Raw genomic sequence first — 15577 nt, forward strand, 5'->3', positions numbered from 1 at the left:
TGGCTCCCGCAGCCGGCGCCTCATTGCAAGCACGCTGGCGGGTCCTGGAACCGAAGCCATCATATCGGAGTTCCTGTGTCGGTGCACTTGTGAACACAAGGAGCACAGATCACGCACATGCGTAGCGCGGGGAGCGACGATGCTGAGCCAAGGTGTGACGACACTCGCGCGGGAGCGGCCCTACAACAATCTGCTGCGGCGCCTGAGCCCCGCCGACTACGCGCTGATCTCGCCCTACCTCGTCGAGGAGGAGACCGCGCCGAATGAGCTGCTGTACCGTCCCGGCGACGATGTGCAGATCGTGCATTTCCCCTGCGGGCCGGCTTTGACGTCCTATCTCGTGCCTAACGAGGACGGCCGCGATGTCGAGACCATCCTGGTCGGCCGCGAGGGCGCCGTCGGCGGCATCGTCAGCGAAGGTTTTCTGCCGGCCTATACGCGCATCGTGGTGAAGTTCGGCGGCCCGTTCGCGCGGCTGCCGCTGTCGCGGCTCGCCGCCGCCAAGCTGCAATCCAAGACCTTGCGCAACGTGTTCGCGCGCTACGCCGATTGCATGCTGGCGCAGATGTTCCAGTCGACCGCCTGCAACGCCATCCACTCGATCGAGCAGCGCACGGCGAAATGGATCGTCGCCGCAATGGACCGCACCGACGGCGAGCCGATCGTGCCCCTGACGCATGAGCAGCTCGCCACCCTGTTGGGCGTCGGCCGCTCCTATGTCAGCCGCGTCGTCCAGACCTTCAGGGCCGAGGGCATTCTGGAAACCCGGCGAGGCGCCTTCATGGTCCAGAATTTCGATGCTCTGAAGCAGCGTTCATGCCTGTGCAACGAGGCGGTGAAGAGCCATTTCGAGGAAGTGCTCCGCGGCGTCTATCCGACCGAGCAGGCCGCCACCGGCTGATACCAGCAGGCGCTGATACGAACACGTCATTGCCTTCGGGCTTGGGAACTTGCCATAGTCCGGATGCAACCGGACGATGGGAGTCATGGACGGCGCTGCCCTTCACGCGATCTTCGACCTCGCTGCGTGGCTCAGCGCGGCTGCCGCCGGCTGGTGGCTTGCAAGAGGGGGGCGCGTCAGCTTCCCGACGCAGTCCACCGAATGGCCCTATGTCGCCGCGCTGGTGTTCGGCGCCGGGCTTGGCGCCTATCTGTTCGGGACGCTGAACCTGTGGCTGTCCGGCATGACCGGGCTGGCACGCTCGGTCGAGGGCGCGCTCGCCGGCGGCATCGTGGCGGTCGAGCTCTACAAATGGCGGCACGGCATCGCCTTGCGCACGGGCGCGCGGTTCGCGCTGCCGCTGGCGGTCGGCGTCGCTGTCGGTCGCATCGGCTGCTATGTCGCCGGGCTCGACGATTTCACCTATGGCACGCCGACGGCCTTGCCGTGGGGGCATGATTTCGGCGACGGCGTTCTGCGCCATCCGGTCCAGCTCTATGAGAGTCTGGCGATGGCGGCCTTTGCCGCGCTCTACATCGTCGCGGTCCTGAGGCGGAACGAAGTCATCATCGTCAACGGCTTCTATCTCGCGCTGCTGGTCTACGGCCTGCAGCGCTTCGCCTGGGAATTCCTCAAGCCCTACGGGCCGGTGATCGGCCCGCTCACCCTGTTTCATCTGCTGTCGCTCGCGATTGCCGCCTACGCCGCGGTCATGCTGGCGACCGCGCCGCAACCGAAGGCCCTGCATGAACGCGCCGCTGCGTAAGTCACGCCCCTACGTGTTCTGGGGACAGACGCAATCCCTGTGCGAGACCTGCCTCGCGCTGGTGCCGACCAAGATCCAGATCCTCGACAATGAGGTCTGGTATGAGAAGCGCTGCAAGCAGCACGGCGTGCAGTCGACGCTGGTCTCCGACGACGCCGCCTATTGGCGCCGCTGCAAGTCCTTCATCAAGCCCGGCGACACGCCGCTGAGCTTCCAGCGCCGCACCGAATATGGCTGTCCCTATGATTGCGGACTGTGCCCGGACCACGAGCAGCATTCCTGCCTGGCGCTGATCGAGATCACCGATCACTGCAACCTGACCTGCCCGGTGTGCTTCGCCGAGTCGTCGCCGCAGCGCGCGCATTTCACGCCGCTGGCAACCGTCGAGCGGATGCTGGATGCGCTGGTCGAGAGCGAGGGCGAGCCGGACCTGGTGCAGATCTCCGGCGGCGAGCCGACCTTGCATCCTCAGTTCTTCGATATCCTCGCCGCGGTGCGCGCACGGCCCATCCGCCACGTCATGATCAACACCAACGGCCTGCGCATCGCGCGCGAGCCGGAATTCGCCGCGAAGCTCGCGGAGACCAAGCGCGGGCTCGAGGTCTATCTACAGTTCGACTCGCTGTCGCGCGCCGGCCTCACCAACATTCGCGGCGCCGATCTGCGCCGCATCCGCCAGCAGGCGCTGGAGAACTTGGAGCGCGCGGGCATCTCGACGACCTTGGTCGCGACCATCAAGCGCGGCGTCAATGACGATGAGATCGGCGACATCGTCCGCCATGCGCTACAATGGCGCTGCGTGCGCGGCGTCACGTTGCAGCCGGTGCAGGACGCCGGCCGCAATGCCGATTTCGACAAGGACACCGATCGCATCATGCTGTCGGAGATCCGCCGCCGCGTGATCGAGACCGGCGTGTTCGGCGAGGACGACATGATCCCGCTGCCCTGCAATCCCGAGAGCATCTCGATCGGCTATGGCCTGCGCAACGGCAGCACCGTGCTGCCGCTGACATCGATGGTGCCCGAGGCGGAGTTGCTGTCGGTGATGCCGAACACGATCAGCCCGGAGAAATACCCGGTGCTGCGGGAAAAATTCGTCGAGCTGTTCTCGCTGTCGTCGGGGCCGCTCAACACCAGCGAGCGCGTCGCCGAATTCCTCTGCTGCCTGCCGTCGGTCCAGGTGCCCGACAATCTCGGTTATGAGCACGTGTTTCGGGTGACCATCGTGCAGTTTCTCGACCGCTTCAATTTCTGCGTCGCCAACGTCAAGCGCTCCTGCATCCACTTCGTCACCGAGCGCGGCGAGATCATCCCATTCGACACCTACAACCTGTTCTACCGCAACGGCGCCATCGATGGCATCCGCGCAAGGTTGGAGAAGGCAGGCGCGTGAGCGACGGGCCTCCCAATCTGCCGCCGGGCGCCCCGCGTCATGGCTGCCTGTCCGCACTCATGGTCGTGGGTGGCATATTTCTGCTTTTGCCTGGGCTATGCGCCGGGCTGTTTGCCGCTGATGCTCTGACTCATTTGAGCTGGCCCTCGGAAATCGGTCCGCTGATCCTGTTCGGGCTGTTCTGCGGTGCAGCCGGTCTTTGGCTGCTTGCCAAGGTCTCTCGGAGATAACGGGCGAGACACAGATCGAATCTTCTCGGAGTGTTCTCGATGTTTTCAGCAAATCGTCTCATGATCCCTGGCCGCCATGAATGATCGACCGATCCTTCCTCCCGAGCTTCCTCCGCAGCCGCAACGCTCGGGCTGTCTTGCTGCGCTCGGGATCATTGCCGGCCTCATCCTGCTGTTTCCGATGACCTGCGTCCTGGTGGCCTTCCCCAATCAGATCACGCGCAGCGACCTGGTCAATCCGATCGGGCTGCTGTTCATCGGCGCGGCCATCGCTGGAATCGTGCTGATCGCCCTTGCCGTCCGGTCAGAGCGTCGCCGTTCATGACGCCGCAGCACGCTGCCCAGGACGGTCTGCGCAACGGGTGTGCTGATGACGCGTCCGGTCGATCCTGATGCTGCTGGTCGGGCTGGTGCTCCTTGCGCCCGGCTTGCTATGCTTCGTGTCGGAGTTGCGTAAGCCAAGCTGCGGCAGCCCGCTCGGGGATCCCTGTCCTTGATCGCCCTCATCGGACTGCCGGCCGTCTTCTTCGCCGTTCTCCTGATGATGCCGCGCCGCCATGGATGACGATCCGTTCCACCGCCGCCCGCCGCTCTCGCCCTTCCTGGAGGAGGTACCTCGGGCGCGGGAGCCTGCCAGCCTGGTTGCCACGGTGGGAGCGATCCTGACAGGCTTGGCTTTGGCTTTTCCGTTCGGCTGCACCATGGCCTTCATGCGCCGCGAATGGCATGAGTTCGGCGGCTTTTTCGGCCCCGGAGCGTTTCTCGCCCTGGCGGCCCTCGTCGGACTCGCGCGGATCGCATGGGCGGTGTACCGCCGTTGGGGCTGAGCTTCGTTCGCCGGCACATGGGCGGCCAGGCAGCTCTGGCTGCCGGAGGCGTCGGCGAAACCCTCGCTCGATCCGTCCGAACCCGCTCCTCATTCCCGAAAGCAGTCATTGTTTTTTGGCATTTTTTGCATATATTGCGCCGCAACGCGTGAGGTTTGCCCGGTCCATTGGCCGGGCTTCCTATTTGGGGCTGCAGGCCCCTGCCGCCGAACGAGTTTCGCGAGCGCGCGTCGCAAAGCTAACAGCTTGATTCGACTAACATAAAGCGCGCGCCCCGCCGGGGACAGAGCACGGGCTCTTGAGAAAGCTTAGAAGATACCGACCATGAACCTCCGAAACATCGCCATCATCGCCCACGTCGACCACGGCAAGACCACCCTCGTCGACAAGCTGCTGCAGCAATCCGGTACCTATCGCGAGAACCAGCGCCAGGTTGAGCGCGCGATGGATTCCAACGACCTGGAACGCGAGCGCGGCATCACCATTCTGGCCAAGTGCACCTCGGTGCAGTGGCAGGACACCCAGATCAACATCGTCGACACCCCCGGCCACGCCGATTTCGGCGGCGAGGTCGAGCGCATCCTGTCGATGGTCGACGGCGTCATCGTCCTGGTCGACGCCGCCGAGGGCCCGATGCCGCAGACCAAATTCGTGGTCGGCAAGGCGCTCAAGCTCGGCCTGAAGCCGATCGTCGCCATCAACAAGGTCGATCGCCCGGACGCCCGCATCACCGAGGTCGTCAACGAGGTGTTCGACCTGTTCGCGGCGCTCGACGCCACCGACGAGCAGCTTGATTTCCCGATCCTGTACGGCTCGGGCAAGAACGGCTGGATGGCCACCTCGCCGGACGGCTCGCATGAGGACGGCATGAAGCCGCTGTTCGACCTCGTGCTCAAGCACGTGGCGCCGCCGGTGGTCGAGGAAGGTCCGTTCCGGCTGCTCGGCACCATCATCGAGGCTAACAACTATCTCGGCCGCATCATCACCGGCCGCATCGCGTCGGGCTCGGTGAAGCCGAACCAGGCCGTGAAGGTGCTGTCGCGCGACGGCAAGCTGGTCGAGACCGGCCGCATCACCAAGATCCTGGCCTTCCGCGGCCTCGAGCGCCAGCCGCTCGATTACGCCGAGGCCGGCGACATCGTCGCCATCGCGGGCCTCACCAAGGGCACCGTGGCCGACACCTTCTGCGATCCCTCGGTCGAGACGCCGCTGCAGGCGCAGCCGATCGATCCGCCGACCGTGTCGATGTCGTTCATCGTCAACAACTCGCCGCTCGCCGGCACCGAGGGCGACAAGGTCACCAGCCGCCTGATCCGCGACCGCCTGCTGCGCGAGGCCGAGGGCAACGTCGCGCTGCGCGTGGTCGAGTCCCAGGACAAGGACGCGATGGAAGTGTCCGGCCGCGGCGAATTGCAGCTCGCGATCCTGATCGAGACCATGCGCCGCGAGGGCTTTGAGCTCTCGGTGTCGCGTCCGCGCGTCGTGTTCGAGAAAGACCCGACGACGGGCCAGACTCTAGAGCCGATCGAGGAGGTCGTGATCGACGTCGACGAGGAGCACTCCGGCGTCGTCGTGCAGAAGATGAGCGAGCGCAAGGCCGAGCTGATCGAGATGCGCCCGTCCGGCGGCAACCGCCTGCGGCTGGTGTTCTACGCGCCGACCCGCGGCCTGATCGGCTACCAGGGCGAGCTGATGACCGACACCAAGGGCACGGCGATCATGAACCGCCTGTTCCACAACTACCTGCCCTACAAGGGCCCGATCCAGGGCCGCCGCAACGGCGTCCTGATCTCCAACGACCAGGGCGAGGCAGTGGCCTATGCCATGTTCAAGCTCGAGGATCGCGGCCCGATGATGATCGAGCCGGGCTGGAAGGTCTACAAGGGCATGATCGTCGGCGAGCACACCCGCGACAACGATCTCGAGATCAACGTGCTGAAGGGCAAGCAGCTCACCAACATCCGCACCACCTCGAAGGACGAGGCCGTCCGCCTCACGCCGCCGATCCGGATGACGCTGGAAAAGGCGCTCGCCTATATCGAGGACGACGAGCTGGTGGAGATCACCCCGAAGTCGATCCGCTTGCGCAAGAAGCACCTCGACCCGAACGAGCGCAAGCGCGCTGAGAAGCAGAAGGAAGCGGTGGCGTAAGCCGCCCTCCGTTATCTCCTTCGGAATGGCCGGGCTTGACCCGCCTGCGGGGCCGAAGGCTCCGCGGTGCGGCGAAGGCCCGGCCATTTACGTTTTGGGCCTGCGAGGACGACGTGGATGCCCGGGACAAGCCCGGGCATGACGACGGAGTTGGATGAGCCGATGTCTTTCCCATCCTCCATCGATATCGCGATCATCGGCGCCGGCGCGGCTGGCCTCGGGGCAGCACATGCGCTGAAGGACAAGGGCGTCTCCTTCATCGTGCTGGAGGCCCGTGGCCGCATCGGCGGCCGGGCCCACACCATCATGGCGTCACCGGACGTGACCTTCGATCTCGGCTGCGGCTGGTTGCATTCTGCCGACCGCAACTCCTTTGTCGGCATCGCCGAGCAGCTCGGTTTCAGCATCGACAAGTCCCGCCCGCCGTGGCGCGACCAGGCCTATGAGGCCGCATTCCCCCGGGCCGAGCGCGAGGACTTCCTCTGCGCGCTGGAGGCCTTCTTCACCCGCACGGCCGAGGCCGCCGCAGGCGGCCGGGATGCGCCGGCCAGCATCTGCCTGGAGCCCGGCAATCGCTGGAACGGCATGATCGATGCGATCTGTACCTATCTCAACGGCTGCGAGCTCGACCAGATGTCGCTGCTCGACTTCGAGGCCTATGAGGATACCGAGCTGAACTGGCGCGTCCGCCGCGGCTATGGCGCGCTGGTCTCCGCCTACGGCGCCGGCCTGCAGATCGCGCTGAACTGCAACGTGACCCTCATCGACCACAGCGACAAGCGAGTCCGCCTGACGACGTCGCAGGGCACGCTGACCGCCGACAGGGTCATCGTCACCGTGCCGACCAATCTCATCGCCGACGAAGCGCTCCGCTTCACGCCGGCCTTGCCCGATAAGGTCGACGCCGCTGCCGGCCTGCCGCTCGGCCTCGACAACAAGGTGACGCTGGCGCTCGACCGCTGGGAGCACCTGCCGAAGGATTCCGGCATGCGCGGCCGCAGCCCCACCGCCCGCGTCGGCAGCTTCCAGCTCCGCCCGTTCGGCCAGCCCTGCATCGAAGGTTTCTACGGCGGCAGCTTCGCCCGCGACATCGAGGCGGCGGGCGAGGGCGCATTGGCGGCGCAGGCGATCGACGATGTGGCAGCACTGCTCGGCAACGACATCCGCAGGAGCCTGAAGCCGCTCGCCGAGTCCCGCTGGGGCGCCGACCCGTTCGCGCGCGGCGCCTATTCGCACGCGCTCCCCGGCCATGCCGACAAACGCGCCGTGCTGGCCGCCCCGGTCGACGATCGCCTGTTCTTCGCCGGCGAGGCCACGCCGCCGGACTTCTTCTCCACCGCCCACGGCGCCCGCGACAGCGGCGAGCGTGCGGCGAAGGAAGCGCTGGCGGCGCTAGGCAGGCCCTGACCTCTCCATCGTCATTGCGAGCGCAGCGAAGCAATCCAGGGGCCGTTCGGGTGGTGAGAATCCTGGATCGCTTCGCGGCGCTCGCGATGACGACCGAAACTAACTCCGACTCTCTGCGACCATCCGCAAGAACTCCCGCGCCGCCTGCGTCTGGTGATGCTCCCGATGCCGCAGGCTGTAGAAGCGCCGCTTCGGCAGGTCGAGATGGGCGACGGCCAGCAGCCCCGCCTTCACCGCCCGCATCGTCACCAGCCGCGACAGCACTGTGACCCCCGCGCCGGCCTCGACTGCGCCGCGCACGGCCTCGTTGGACGGCAGGTCGAATGCCACGTCGAGCTCGGCGGGAGAGATGCCGAACCGGCCCACCGCCGCTTCGAGCACGGCGCGGGTCCCCGAGCCTTGCTCGCGCAACACCCAGCGCGCCGTCTTGAGATCCTCGACCTTCACCGACGCGTCCCGGCACAGCGGATGATCGACCGGCCCGACCAGCACCATCTCGTCCTCCGCCACCGGCTGCGCCGCCAGCACGGGATCGTCGACATCGCCCTCGACGAAGCCGAGATCGGCCGCGCCCTCGCGCACCCGCTCCGCCACCTGCTCGGTATTGCCGATCGACAGCTCCAGCCTGATCGCGGGATGCGCGGCGTTGAAGCGGTGAATGAACCCCGGCAGCCAATAGCCCGAGATGGTCTGGCTCGCCGCCAGCGCCAGCCGTCCGCGCTTCAGGCCGGCGAGATCGTCGAGCACGGTCTCGGCCGCGGCCGCGCGCGCCAGCACCGCCTTGGCCTCGACCAGAAACGCCTTGCCGGCGGCCGTGAGCACGATACGGCGGCCGACGCGGTCGAACAATCTGGTCTGATAGCGCGCTTCGAGCGCCGCAACGGCCGCCGATGTCGCCGACTGCGTCAGGTTGAGCTCGCGCGCCGCCTGGGTGACATGCTCGCGCGTGGCGACCGCCACGAAGATCCTGAGCTGCTCGAGCGTCACATCGTCTCCTAGGTCGCTAGTTTCACCAGAGCGAGGCTGAAGCTCGCGATGAACAGGAAGGCTGCAAGGCCCAGCGCCGCCGGCCGCAGGCCCTTGGCTTTCAGCTTGGCGAAATCCGTCTCCAGCCCCATCGCGGCGAGCGCCATCGACAGCAGGAAGGTCGTCGCGGTCGCGATGATCGTCTTCGCTTCGGCCGGCACGGTGATGACGCTGTTGATGCCGACCATCGCGATGAAGCCGAACACGAACCAGGGCAGCGGCGGCTGCGCGCTGGCATGACCATATCCGCCATGGCGCGCCCGGCGCGTCGCCAGCAGGCCGAGCGTGAGCACGACGGGCGCCAGCAGCATCACCCGCGCCAGCTTGGCAATGGTGCCGAATTCGCCGGCCTGCTGGCCCTGTTGAAACGCCGCCGCGACCACCTGCGCGATCTCGTGGATCGAGGCGCCGCTCCACAGCCCGTAGGCGTGGCCGTCCAGATGCAGCAAGGCGGGCAGCAGCGGATAGACGACCATCGCGATCGAGCCGAACACGGTGACGCAGGCGACCGCATAGGCGACGTCCTCGTCAGGCGCGCGCGTCACTGTGTTGGTCGCGATCACGGCCGAGGCGCCGCAGATCGAGGTGCCCGCGGCGATCAGCTCGGCCAGCTTGCGATTGACGCCGAGCAGCCGGCCCATCCACACCGTGAACAGGAACGTACCGGTCAGGCTCAGCGCGATCACCAGGAGGCCGCGGGCGCCGACCTCGACCACCTGCGCCGCGGTCAGCTGCAGTCCGAGCAGAATGATCGCGAACCGCAGCACGCGGCGCATCGCGAAGGTGACGCCCGGTCTGGCCCCCGCCGGCGTGCCGACGATGTTGTGAAGCGCCATGCCGGAGACGATTGCCAGGATCATCGGGCTGAACATCCCGAGCCCCGGCAGTTGGCGCAGCCCGAAGGCGGCGGCCGCAATGGCGGCCGACAGCGCGAGCCCGGGCAGCAGCGCCGGCCGGCGGGGCGTTGCCGGCGCGTGGACCTGGGCAGGATGAGCGGCAACGGGCGCATTGGCGGTGAGATCGTGCGAGGAGGCGGCCATGGAAAACTCTCCCAAACCAGGGGTTGGGAAGAGAATTTCATGCTCAAATCAATCGATCCAACGGATTATATCGGACATTACGTTCGTTTCAATCGATTGATTGGCGGCCGGAAGTCACTGCTCCAGCACGCGCCGGCGCAGCTCGGCGTCGGGCACGAAGCAGGAGTCGTATTTGCCGAAGATGCGGTAGCGGTTGCGGGCGACCACGCTGTAGACAGCGTCGCGCAACGGTTTCGGCACCGCGAACAGTGCGCGCGTCCAGCCCCATCCCGGCAGGTTCGAGAGCACCGTCAGCGCCGCATCCGATTTCAGATGCGCCTTGCCGCCATGCACGACGGCGTTGGTGTCCGGCTCATCGGGATCGATGCCGAAGGCTTGCGCCAGCCTGATGCCGTAAGGCGATTGGATCGGCGTGAAACGAAACCGCTTGGCGGTGTCGCGCGCGATCACGAATTGCACCCAGCGCGAGCAGAACACGCAGACGCCGTCATAGAGGATCACGTCGTCGTCGGGCCAGCTCGTCATCAGCGATTGTCCATCATCAAGAGCGCGACCAGCATCAAGACGATCGCTGGTCCCGTCTTCACCAATGCGCCCAGCGGCTCCAGCCAGAGGTCCGGCGTCAGCACCGCGCATCCCAGCATGTAGCCGAGCGAGACGACAATGCCGGCAATGAGGCCGAAAGCCGCCGTTTTACGGAACGCGATCAACACGCCGACGGAGATGTCCATCATGCTGGTGATCGCCGCGAAGGGAATCGCAAATCCCTCGGGCCACCCGCGCGTGGTCAGGATCGCAGTGGTCGCCGGAAACGAGATGAACAGCGCGATGCTGCCGGACGCGACCCAGAACAGCACGAGGCTCGCGATCATCAGCGCCTTGATCAGGAACAGCCGCGCGAACCATTTGTCCTGAATGGACGCGCCATGCGCGCCGACTACGTCGCGCAGCGTCCTCGGTGTGATGCCGGTGGCCGCCATCCACGGCGCAGGATCGCCGCGCACGCCGCGCCGGAGCTCGGCGATGGCCGTGCGGCGCATCGGCGGCATCCAGCCGAGCCAGCTCGCCAGGTCGCCGGCGAAGGCGCCAAAATCGACGAGCGGCACGGGCACGGTGATGCGCGGCCATGTCGTCGTGCCGAAGCTGCGCCGGAACGCGGCGATGACGTCACCCAGCGTCACCGCATCGGGCTGCATCAGATCCCAGCTCACCGCCCGCGTCGCGTCGTCGCTGAAAGGCCGCGCGGCGAGCCAGGCGATGGCCGCCGCGATGTCCGCCACCGCGACGGGCTGGAACGGCGTCGCCGCGTCGTTGGCCGGCAGATCGATCGGGAACGCCGCAAGCGCGCGCAGCATCGCGCTGCCGCCATAGGCCGATGGTGCGATCACGAAGCCGGGCCGCAGGATCGCGTGCGGAATTGCGGAGGAGGCGATCAGCCGCTCCGCCTCGCGCTTGGTGGTGGCGAAGGCGGTGTGATCCTCGTCCGCCGTCCCGGGAATCGAGATGTGGACCAGCCGCACGTTGCGGCCGCTCGCCGGGATCGCTGCGAGCAGCCGCGCGACGAACTCGCGATGCACGTCCCGGGTGTCGCTCCCCGGCCCGTCCTGCAGAACGCCCAGGCAATTCACGACGACGTCGATCTCATGCGCGCGCATGAGCCCGGCCAAGCCGGATGCGTCGAGCGCCATGATCGGCAGCTCGATATCGAGCGCCGAGATCCGTTGTGAGGCCGAGAACGCGCGCGCGACGCCGACCGCTGTAAAGCCGCGCCGGCGCAAATCGTCGGTGACGAAACGGCCGATCAGCCCGGAGGCGCCGAGCACGAGGACGCGCGAAGTTGGAGCGGCGGTCATGCAAAACCTATCAATACGGTTTGGCGATCATCAGCCAGAGAATGGCCATGACCGACCCGAAGCCGGGAATACCGCACAGGAACCAGCGGCGGAACACGGTGAAATAGCGCGGCGGCAGCTTTTGCGACGTGCTGTCGGCGGCGCGCGCGAGGTCGCGCAACTCGATCTGCATGAAGATCACGGGCACCCAGAACAGCCCGGCGACCGCGTACAGCGCGAGCGAGGTGAGCAGCCATCGCTCGGTCACGGCCGTTGACGACAGCCACATCAAGGTGCCGCCAGTCACCGGCTGCAGCAGAACGGCGGACAACGTGAACAGCATGTCCGCGATGACGACCACACCGGCCGTTCGTGCGATGAACGCGGCCTCACCGCTCAGATGCGCCATCAGCATGAAGAACGCGATTCCGGTGCCGGTGCCGAGGATGATGATGGCGCCGAGCACGTGCAGATATTTGACCAGGAAATACAGCGTCATCATGGTCCTGTTAGTTCGTCGGTCCCGCGCGGGACGATCGTCGCGCCGGCGGCTTGGCGAGCGCGCGTTCCAGCGCGTCGGATGCGGCGCCGATCCCCTCGTCGTGCTCTACCAGCCAATGTCCCTCGCTGCGGAACGAGGGTAACACCTCGAACTCTGCGTGGCCGCCGGCAGAGATGAAGGCATCGGCCCATGGCCGCGACAGCGCCGGTGGAAAATAGCTGTCGTTGGTCGCGACGAGCCAGCTGACGGGAACGCGCGCGCCGCGGCCAAAGACGCCGGCCACTTCGCGCAAGCGCGCCTCGGCACACACGCGGCCCGGCACGTCATCGGCATGACCGCCCCGGCCTGGGGCAAACGAGATGATCCGAGCAACGATCTGAGGCGGCTGGTCGGCGAGCGCCAGCGCGCCCCAGCCTCCGGCAGAATGACCGATGACGACAGCTCCGCCCTTTCCGACAAAGGATTGATCGCGCATGTAGGCGAGCGCGCGCAGGATCTGCGCTGCCGTTGCGCGTCCCGCCTTCTCGTAGTTCGGCTCGGCGCACTCGCCCTGGTCTTCGACGTAAGGCCCGCCGGTGCGGCTGTGCCCGAGCCGCTCCGGCACCAGCACGGCATAGCCGCGCGCCACCAGAGCGCTCGCTAGCGCCGTGTAGCTCGGCTGCGGCATCTGCGCGCGGCGCAGCGCGTTCTGCGTCGAGGCGTGTGCGATCAAGGCCAAGGGAAACGGTCCATCGCCGGCAGGGCGATAGAGCAGCGCACGCGCTGGGATTCCGGGCTCGATCGACGGCACCAGCCATTGCTGCTGGCGCGCCGGCTCGCCTTCAGGCGCGACCGGGCCGAACGTCTGCGCCCACGCACTCGGTCCGGTCAGGACGAGCGCGATCAACCATGAGACGCAGCGAAGCAGCACCATTCAGCCGGGCGGGAAGATTGTTGAGCTCAGGCCACACTAGCCGAGGCCGCCGCGAGTCAGTTGCAGTTTTTCGTTCGTCGTATGAACCCGCGGTGACAGGACACCGCCATCCCTCAACAATGTTGCGAATTTGTCCCTTTTCGGCACAGGTTTCCGCCGCTGTGATGCCGAAAATCCACAGGTTAACCGATCTTTAACGTGGCACCTTGAAGGCGGACCGCCGACTTGCTTTGATCTCGTCATGAGCACAACCCTGATCGAAGTCCGTCCGGCCAAGGCTGCAGATGCGGCTGCGGTGGCGTCAGCCCACGATGAAGCTTGGCGTTCTGCCTATCAGGGGATCATCCCCGGCGCAGAGCTGGAGAAGCTGATCAACCGGCGCGGTCCCCAATGGTGGGACAGCGCGATCCGCAAAGGCAGCCGCGTCAGCGTGCTGGTGTTCAACGACAAGGTCGCAGGCTATGCGAATTACGGCCGCAACCGCGCCCGCAGCCTGCACTTCGACGGCGAAGTCTACGAGCTTTATCTGCGACCGGAATTTCAGGGGCTGGGGTTCGGTCGCCGGCTCTTTCAGTCCGCCAAGCGCGATCTCGCGCAGAGCGGGCTGAAGAGCATGGTGGTGTGGGCGTTGTCCGACAACGACCCCGCCACCGAGTTTTACCGCGCGTTGGGCGGCCGCATGGTCGCGCGGTCGTCGGAGCGCTTCGGACCGAAGTCGCTCGACAAGGTCGCCTTCGCCTGGACCAACTGAGTCCGGGCCGGCTTGAGCTCTGCGACGCGTTAAGCGTTAACGCGTCGGTGAATTGAACTGAAGGTCTGGATTTGAGGTAGCTGTTGCGCAGCCGCGATTTTTTTGCGACTGCGAATGCGAGCGCTCATGTCACGAGCGTCCGACCCTCAAACGTTCAAGTTCAACCGTTCAAGTTCAACGGAGCATCCATGCGCATCGACGCCATCCCGATCGGGAAAGATCCGCCGCGCGAGGTCAACGTCGTCATCGAAGTGCCGGTCGGCGGCGAGCCGATCAAGTACGAGCTCGACAAGGAAGCCGGCACGCTGTTCGTCGATCGCTTCCTCTACACGGCGATGCGCTACCCCGGCAATTACGGCTTCATCCCGCACACGCTGTCGAACGACGGCGACCCCTGCGACGTGCTGGTGGCCAACACCCGTGCGATCGTGCCCGGCGCTGTCATGAGCGTGCGCCCGGTCGGCGTGCTGATCATGGAGGACGAGGCCGGCGGCGACGAGAAGATCATCGCGGTGCCGTCGTCGAAGCTGACGCAGCGCTACGACAAGGTCCGCACCTACTCGGACCTGCCCGACATCACGCTGCAGCAGATCCAGCACTTCTACGAGCACTACAAGGATCTCGAGCCCGGCAAATGGGTCAAGGTGCTGCGCTGGGGCAATGCCGACGACGCCCACCAGCTGATCAGCGAAGGCATCGCACGCGCGAAGGCGGCGAAGAAGTAACACCGACTGATGCCATCCGGGGTCGGCTCAGTGAGTCGCCCCGGAATGACAGCAGGCTCACACTGCCGGCTTCGGCAGCCCGGCGATCGCACAGGCGGCGCGCAGCGTGTTCACCAAGAGGCACGCCACCGTCATCTGGCCGACACCGCCCGGCACCGGCGTGATCGCGCCGGCCACCTCAGCCACCTCCGCATAGGCGACATCGCCGACCAGCTTGGTCTTGCCCTCCGCCGTGGGGATGCGGTTGATGCCGACATCGATCACCGTCGCGCCCGACCTGATCCAGTCGCGCTTCACCATCTCCGGACGGCCGACCGCCGCATAGACGAGATCGGCGCGCGCGGTCAGCGCCGGCAGATCGCGCGAGCGCGAATGCGCGATCGTCACCGTGGCGTTCTCGTTGAGCAGCAGCTGCACCAGCGGGCGTCCGACCAGATTGGAGCGACCGATCACGATCGCATTCAGGCCCTCCAGCGAGGTGTGGACCGTCTTGCTCAGGATGATGCAGCCGAGCGGCGTGCACGGCGCCAGCGCCGGCTGACCGCCGGCGAGCCGGCCGGCATTGTGCGGATGCAGGCCATCGACATCCTTGGCCGGATCGATGGCGTTGATCACGACCTCGGTCTCCAGCCCCTTCGGCACCGGCAGCTGCACCAGGATGCCATGCACTGACGGGTCCTGGTTGAGCTTGCCGATCAGCGCCAGCAGCTCCGCCTGCGAGACGTCGGCCGGCAGCTTGTGCTCGAACGAGGCCATGCCGGCGGCCTGGGTCTGGGTGTGCTTGCTGCGGACATAGACCTCGGAGGCGGGGTCATTGCCGACCAGCACGACGGCGAGACCCGGCGTCAGCCCGTGGTCGCGCTTGACCCGCTCCACCTCGCCGGCGACCTGCGCCCGCAAATCGGCTGCGATGATCTTCCCGTCGATGATGCGTGCGGTCATGTCTGGTCCTCTCGTGTCGGCGTCCAATCAGTCGCAAGATCGTTGCCGCAAGCTCCCACCCTCCCCTGGAGGGGGAGGGTCGATCGCGCGCGAAGCGGGCGAGCGGGGTGGGGTGATCTCTCCGCCCGCACC

At 66.4% G+C, this 15577-nt stretch carries 16 protein-coding genes; 9 read left to right on the top strand and 7 right to left on the bottom strand.

Annotated features, from left to right (window positions below; genetic code table 11):
- The first annotated feature begins 139 nt into the window (after positions 1-139).
- The 7 genes from ACVILH_RS07795 (at position 140) to ACVILH_RS07825 (ending at position 7714) form a co-directional block, all read left to right on the top strand.
- Complete coding sequence (locus ACVILH_RS07795; protein ID WP_456712370.1) at positions 140-901, top strand: Crp/Fnr family transcriptional regulator; 762 nt, start codon at positions 140-142, stop codon at positions 899-901.
- 85 nt (positions 902-986) lie between these two features.
- Positions 987-1706 (top strand): prolipoprotein diacylglyceryl transferase, encoded by a 720-nt coding sequence (locus ACVILH_RS07800; RefSeq protein WP_456712371.1) that lies wholly within the window; start codon positions 987-989, stop codon positions 1704-1706.
- Positions 1687-3099 (top strand): radical SAM protein, encoded by a 1413-nt coding sequence (locus ACVILH_RS07805; protein ID WP_456712372.1) that lies wholly within the window; start codon positions 1687-1689, stop codon positions 3097-3099. Before ACVILH_RS07800 ends, ACVILH_RS07805 begins: the two co-directional genes overlap by 20 nt.
- A gap of 306 nt (positions 3100-3405) precedes the next feature.
- The gene (locus tag ACVILH_RS07810; protein ID WP_456712373.1) at positions 3406-3654 is read left to right on the top strand and encodes a hypothetical protein; all 249 of its coding nucleotides are present in this window, start codon (positions 3406-3408) and stop codon (positions 3652-3654) included.
- 232 nt (positions 3655-3886) lie between these two features.
- Entirely contained in the window at positions 3887-4156 is a 270-nt protein-coding gene (locus ACVILH_RS07815; protein ID WP_456712374.1) for a hypothetical protein, read from the top strand.
- Positions 4157-4480: 324 nt separating this feature from the next.
- Positions 4481-6307 carry a translational GTPase TypA gene (gene typA, locus ACVILH_RS07820; protein ID WP_456712375.1) on the top strand — a complete coding sequence of 609 codons (1827 nt, stop codon included), beginning with the start codon at positions 4481-4483 and terminating at the stop codon, positions 6305-6307.
- Between the two features lie 162 nt (positions 6308-6469).
- Positions 6470-7714: a flavin monoamine oxidase family protein gene (locus tag ACVILH_RS07825; protein ID WP_456712376.1), complete on the top strand. Its 1245-nt coding sequence runs from the start codon at positions 6470-6472 to the stop codon at positions 7712-7714.
- Between the two features lie 99 nt (positions 7715-7813).
- Here ACVILH_RS07825 and ACVILH_RS07830 read toward each other — a convergent pair whose 3' ends face one another.
- The 6 genes from ACVILH_RS07830 to ACVILH_RS07855 form a co-directional block, all read right to left on the bottom strand.
- On the bottom strand, positions 7814-8701 hold the full coding sequence (locus ACVILH_RS07830; protein WP_456712377.1) for a LysR family transcriptional regulator: 888 nt from the start codon (positions 8699-8701) through the stop codon (positions 7814-7816).
- A gap of 8 nt (positions 8702-8709) precedes the next feature.
- Positions 8710-9780, bottom strand: a complete 1071-nt coding sequence (locus ACVILH_RS07835) for a YeiH family protein (RefSeq protein ID WP_456712378.1) — start codon at positions 9778-9780, stop codon at positions 8710-8712.
- A 114-nt stretch (positions 9781-9894) separates the two neighbouring features.
- Positions 9895-10305 (bottom strand): thiol-disulfide oxidoreductase DCC family protein, encoded by a 411-nt coding sequence (locus ACVILH_RS07840; RefSeq protein ID WP_456712379.1) that lies wholly within the window; start codon positions 10303-10305, stop codon positions 9895-9897.
- Complete coding sequence (locus ACVILH_RS07845; RefSeq protein ID WP_456712380.1) at positions 10305-11633, bottom strand: SDR family oxidoreductase; 1329 nt, start codon at positions 11631-11633, stop codon at positions 10305-10307. The genes ACVILH_RS07840 and ACVILH_RS07845 overlap by 1 nt, the downstream gene beginning before the upstream one ends.
- 10 nt (positions 11634-11643) lie before the next feature.
- The gene (locus tag ACVILH_RS07850) at positions 11644-12111 is read right to left on the bottom strand and encodes a DUF2269 family protein (RefSeq protein ID WP_456716899.1); all 468 of its coding nucleotides are present in this window, start codon (positions 12109-12111) and stop codon (positions 11644-11646) included.
- A 10-nt stretch (positions 12112-12121) separates the two neighbouring features.
- A complete protein-coding gene (locus tag ACVILH_RS07855) occupies positions 12122-13027 on the bottom strand; it encodes a dienelactone hydrolase family protein (protein ID WP_456712381.1) in 906 nt (301 codons plus the stop codon).
- A 241-nt stretch (positions 13028-13268) separates the two neighbouring features.
- On the opposite strand from ACVILH_RS07855, the gene ACVILH_RS07860 reads away from it, so the two are divergent.
- Both ACVILH_RS07860 and ppa read left to right on the top strand, forming a co-directional pair.
- The gene (locus ACVILH_RS07860) at positions 13269-13778 is read left to right on the top strand and encodes a GNAT family N-acetyltransferase (protein WP_006611902.1); all 510 of its coding nucleotides are present in this window, start codon (positions 13269-13271) and stop codon (positions 13776-13778) included.
- Between the two features lie 188 nt (positions 13779-13966).
- Complete coding sequence (gene ppa, locus ACVILH_RS07865; protein WP_012040619.1) at positions 13967-14503, top strand: inorganic diphosphatase; 537 nt, start codon at positions 13967-13969, stop codon at positions 14501-14503.
- Between the two features lie 57 nt (positions 14504-14560).
- Here the strand turns inward: ppa and folD are convergent, their stop codons facing one another.
- Positions 14561-15445 (bottom strand): bifunctional methylenetetrahydrofolate dehydrogenase/methenyltetrahydrofolate cyclohydrolase FolD, encoded by an 885-nt coding sequence (folD, locus tag ACVILH_RS07870; RefSeq protein WP_456712382.1) that lies wholly within the window; start codon positions 15443-15445, stop codon positions 14561-14563.
- Positions 15446-15577 lie beyond the last annotated feature (132 nt).

The sequence above is a fragment of the Bradyrhizobium sp. USDA 4353 genome (assembly GCF_054063215.1).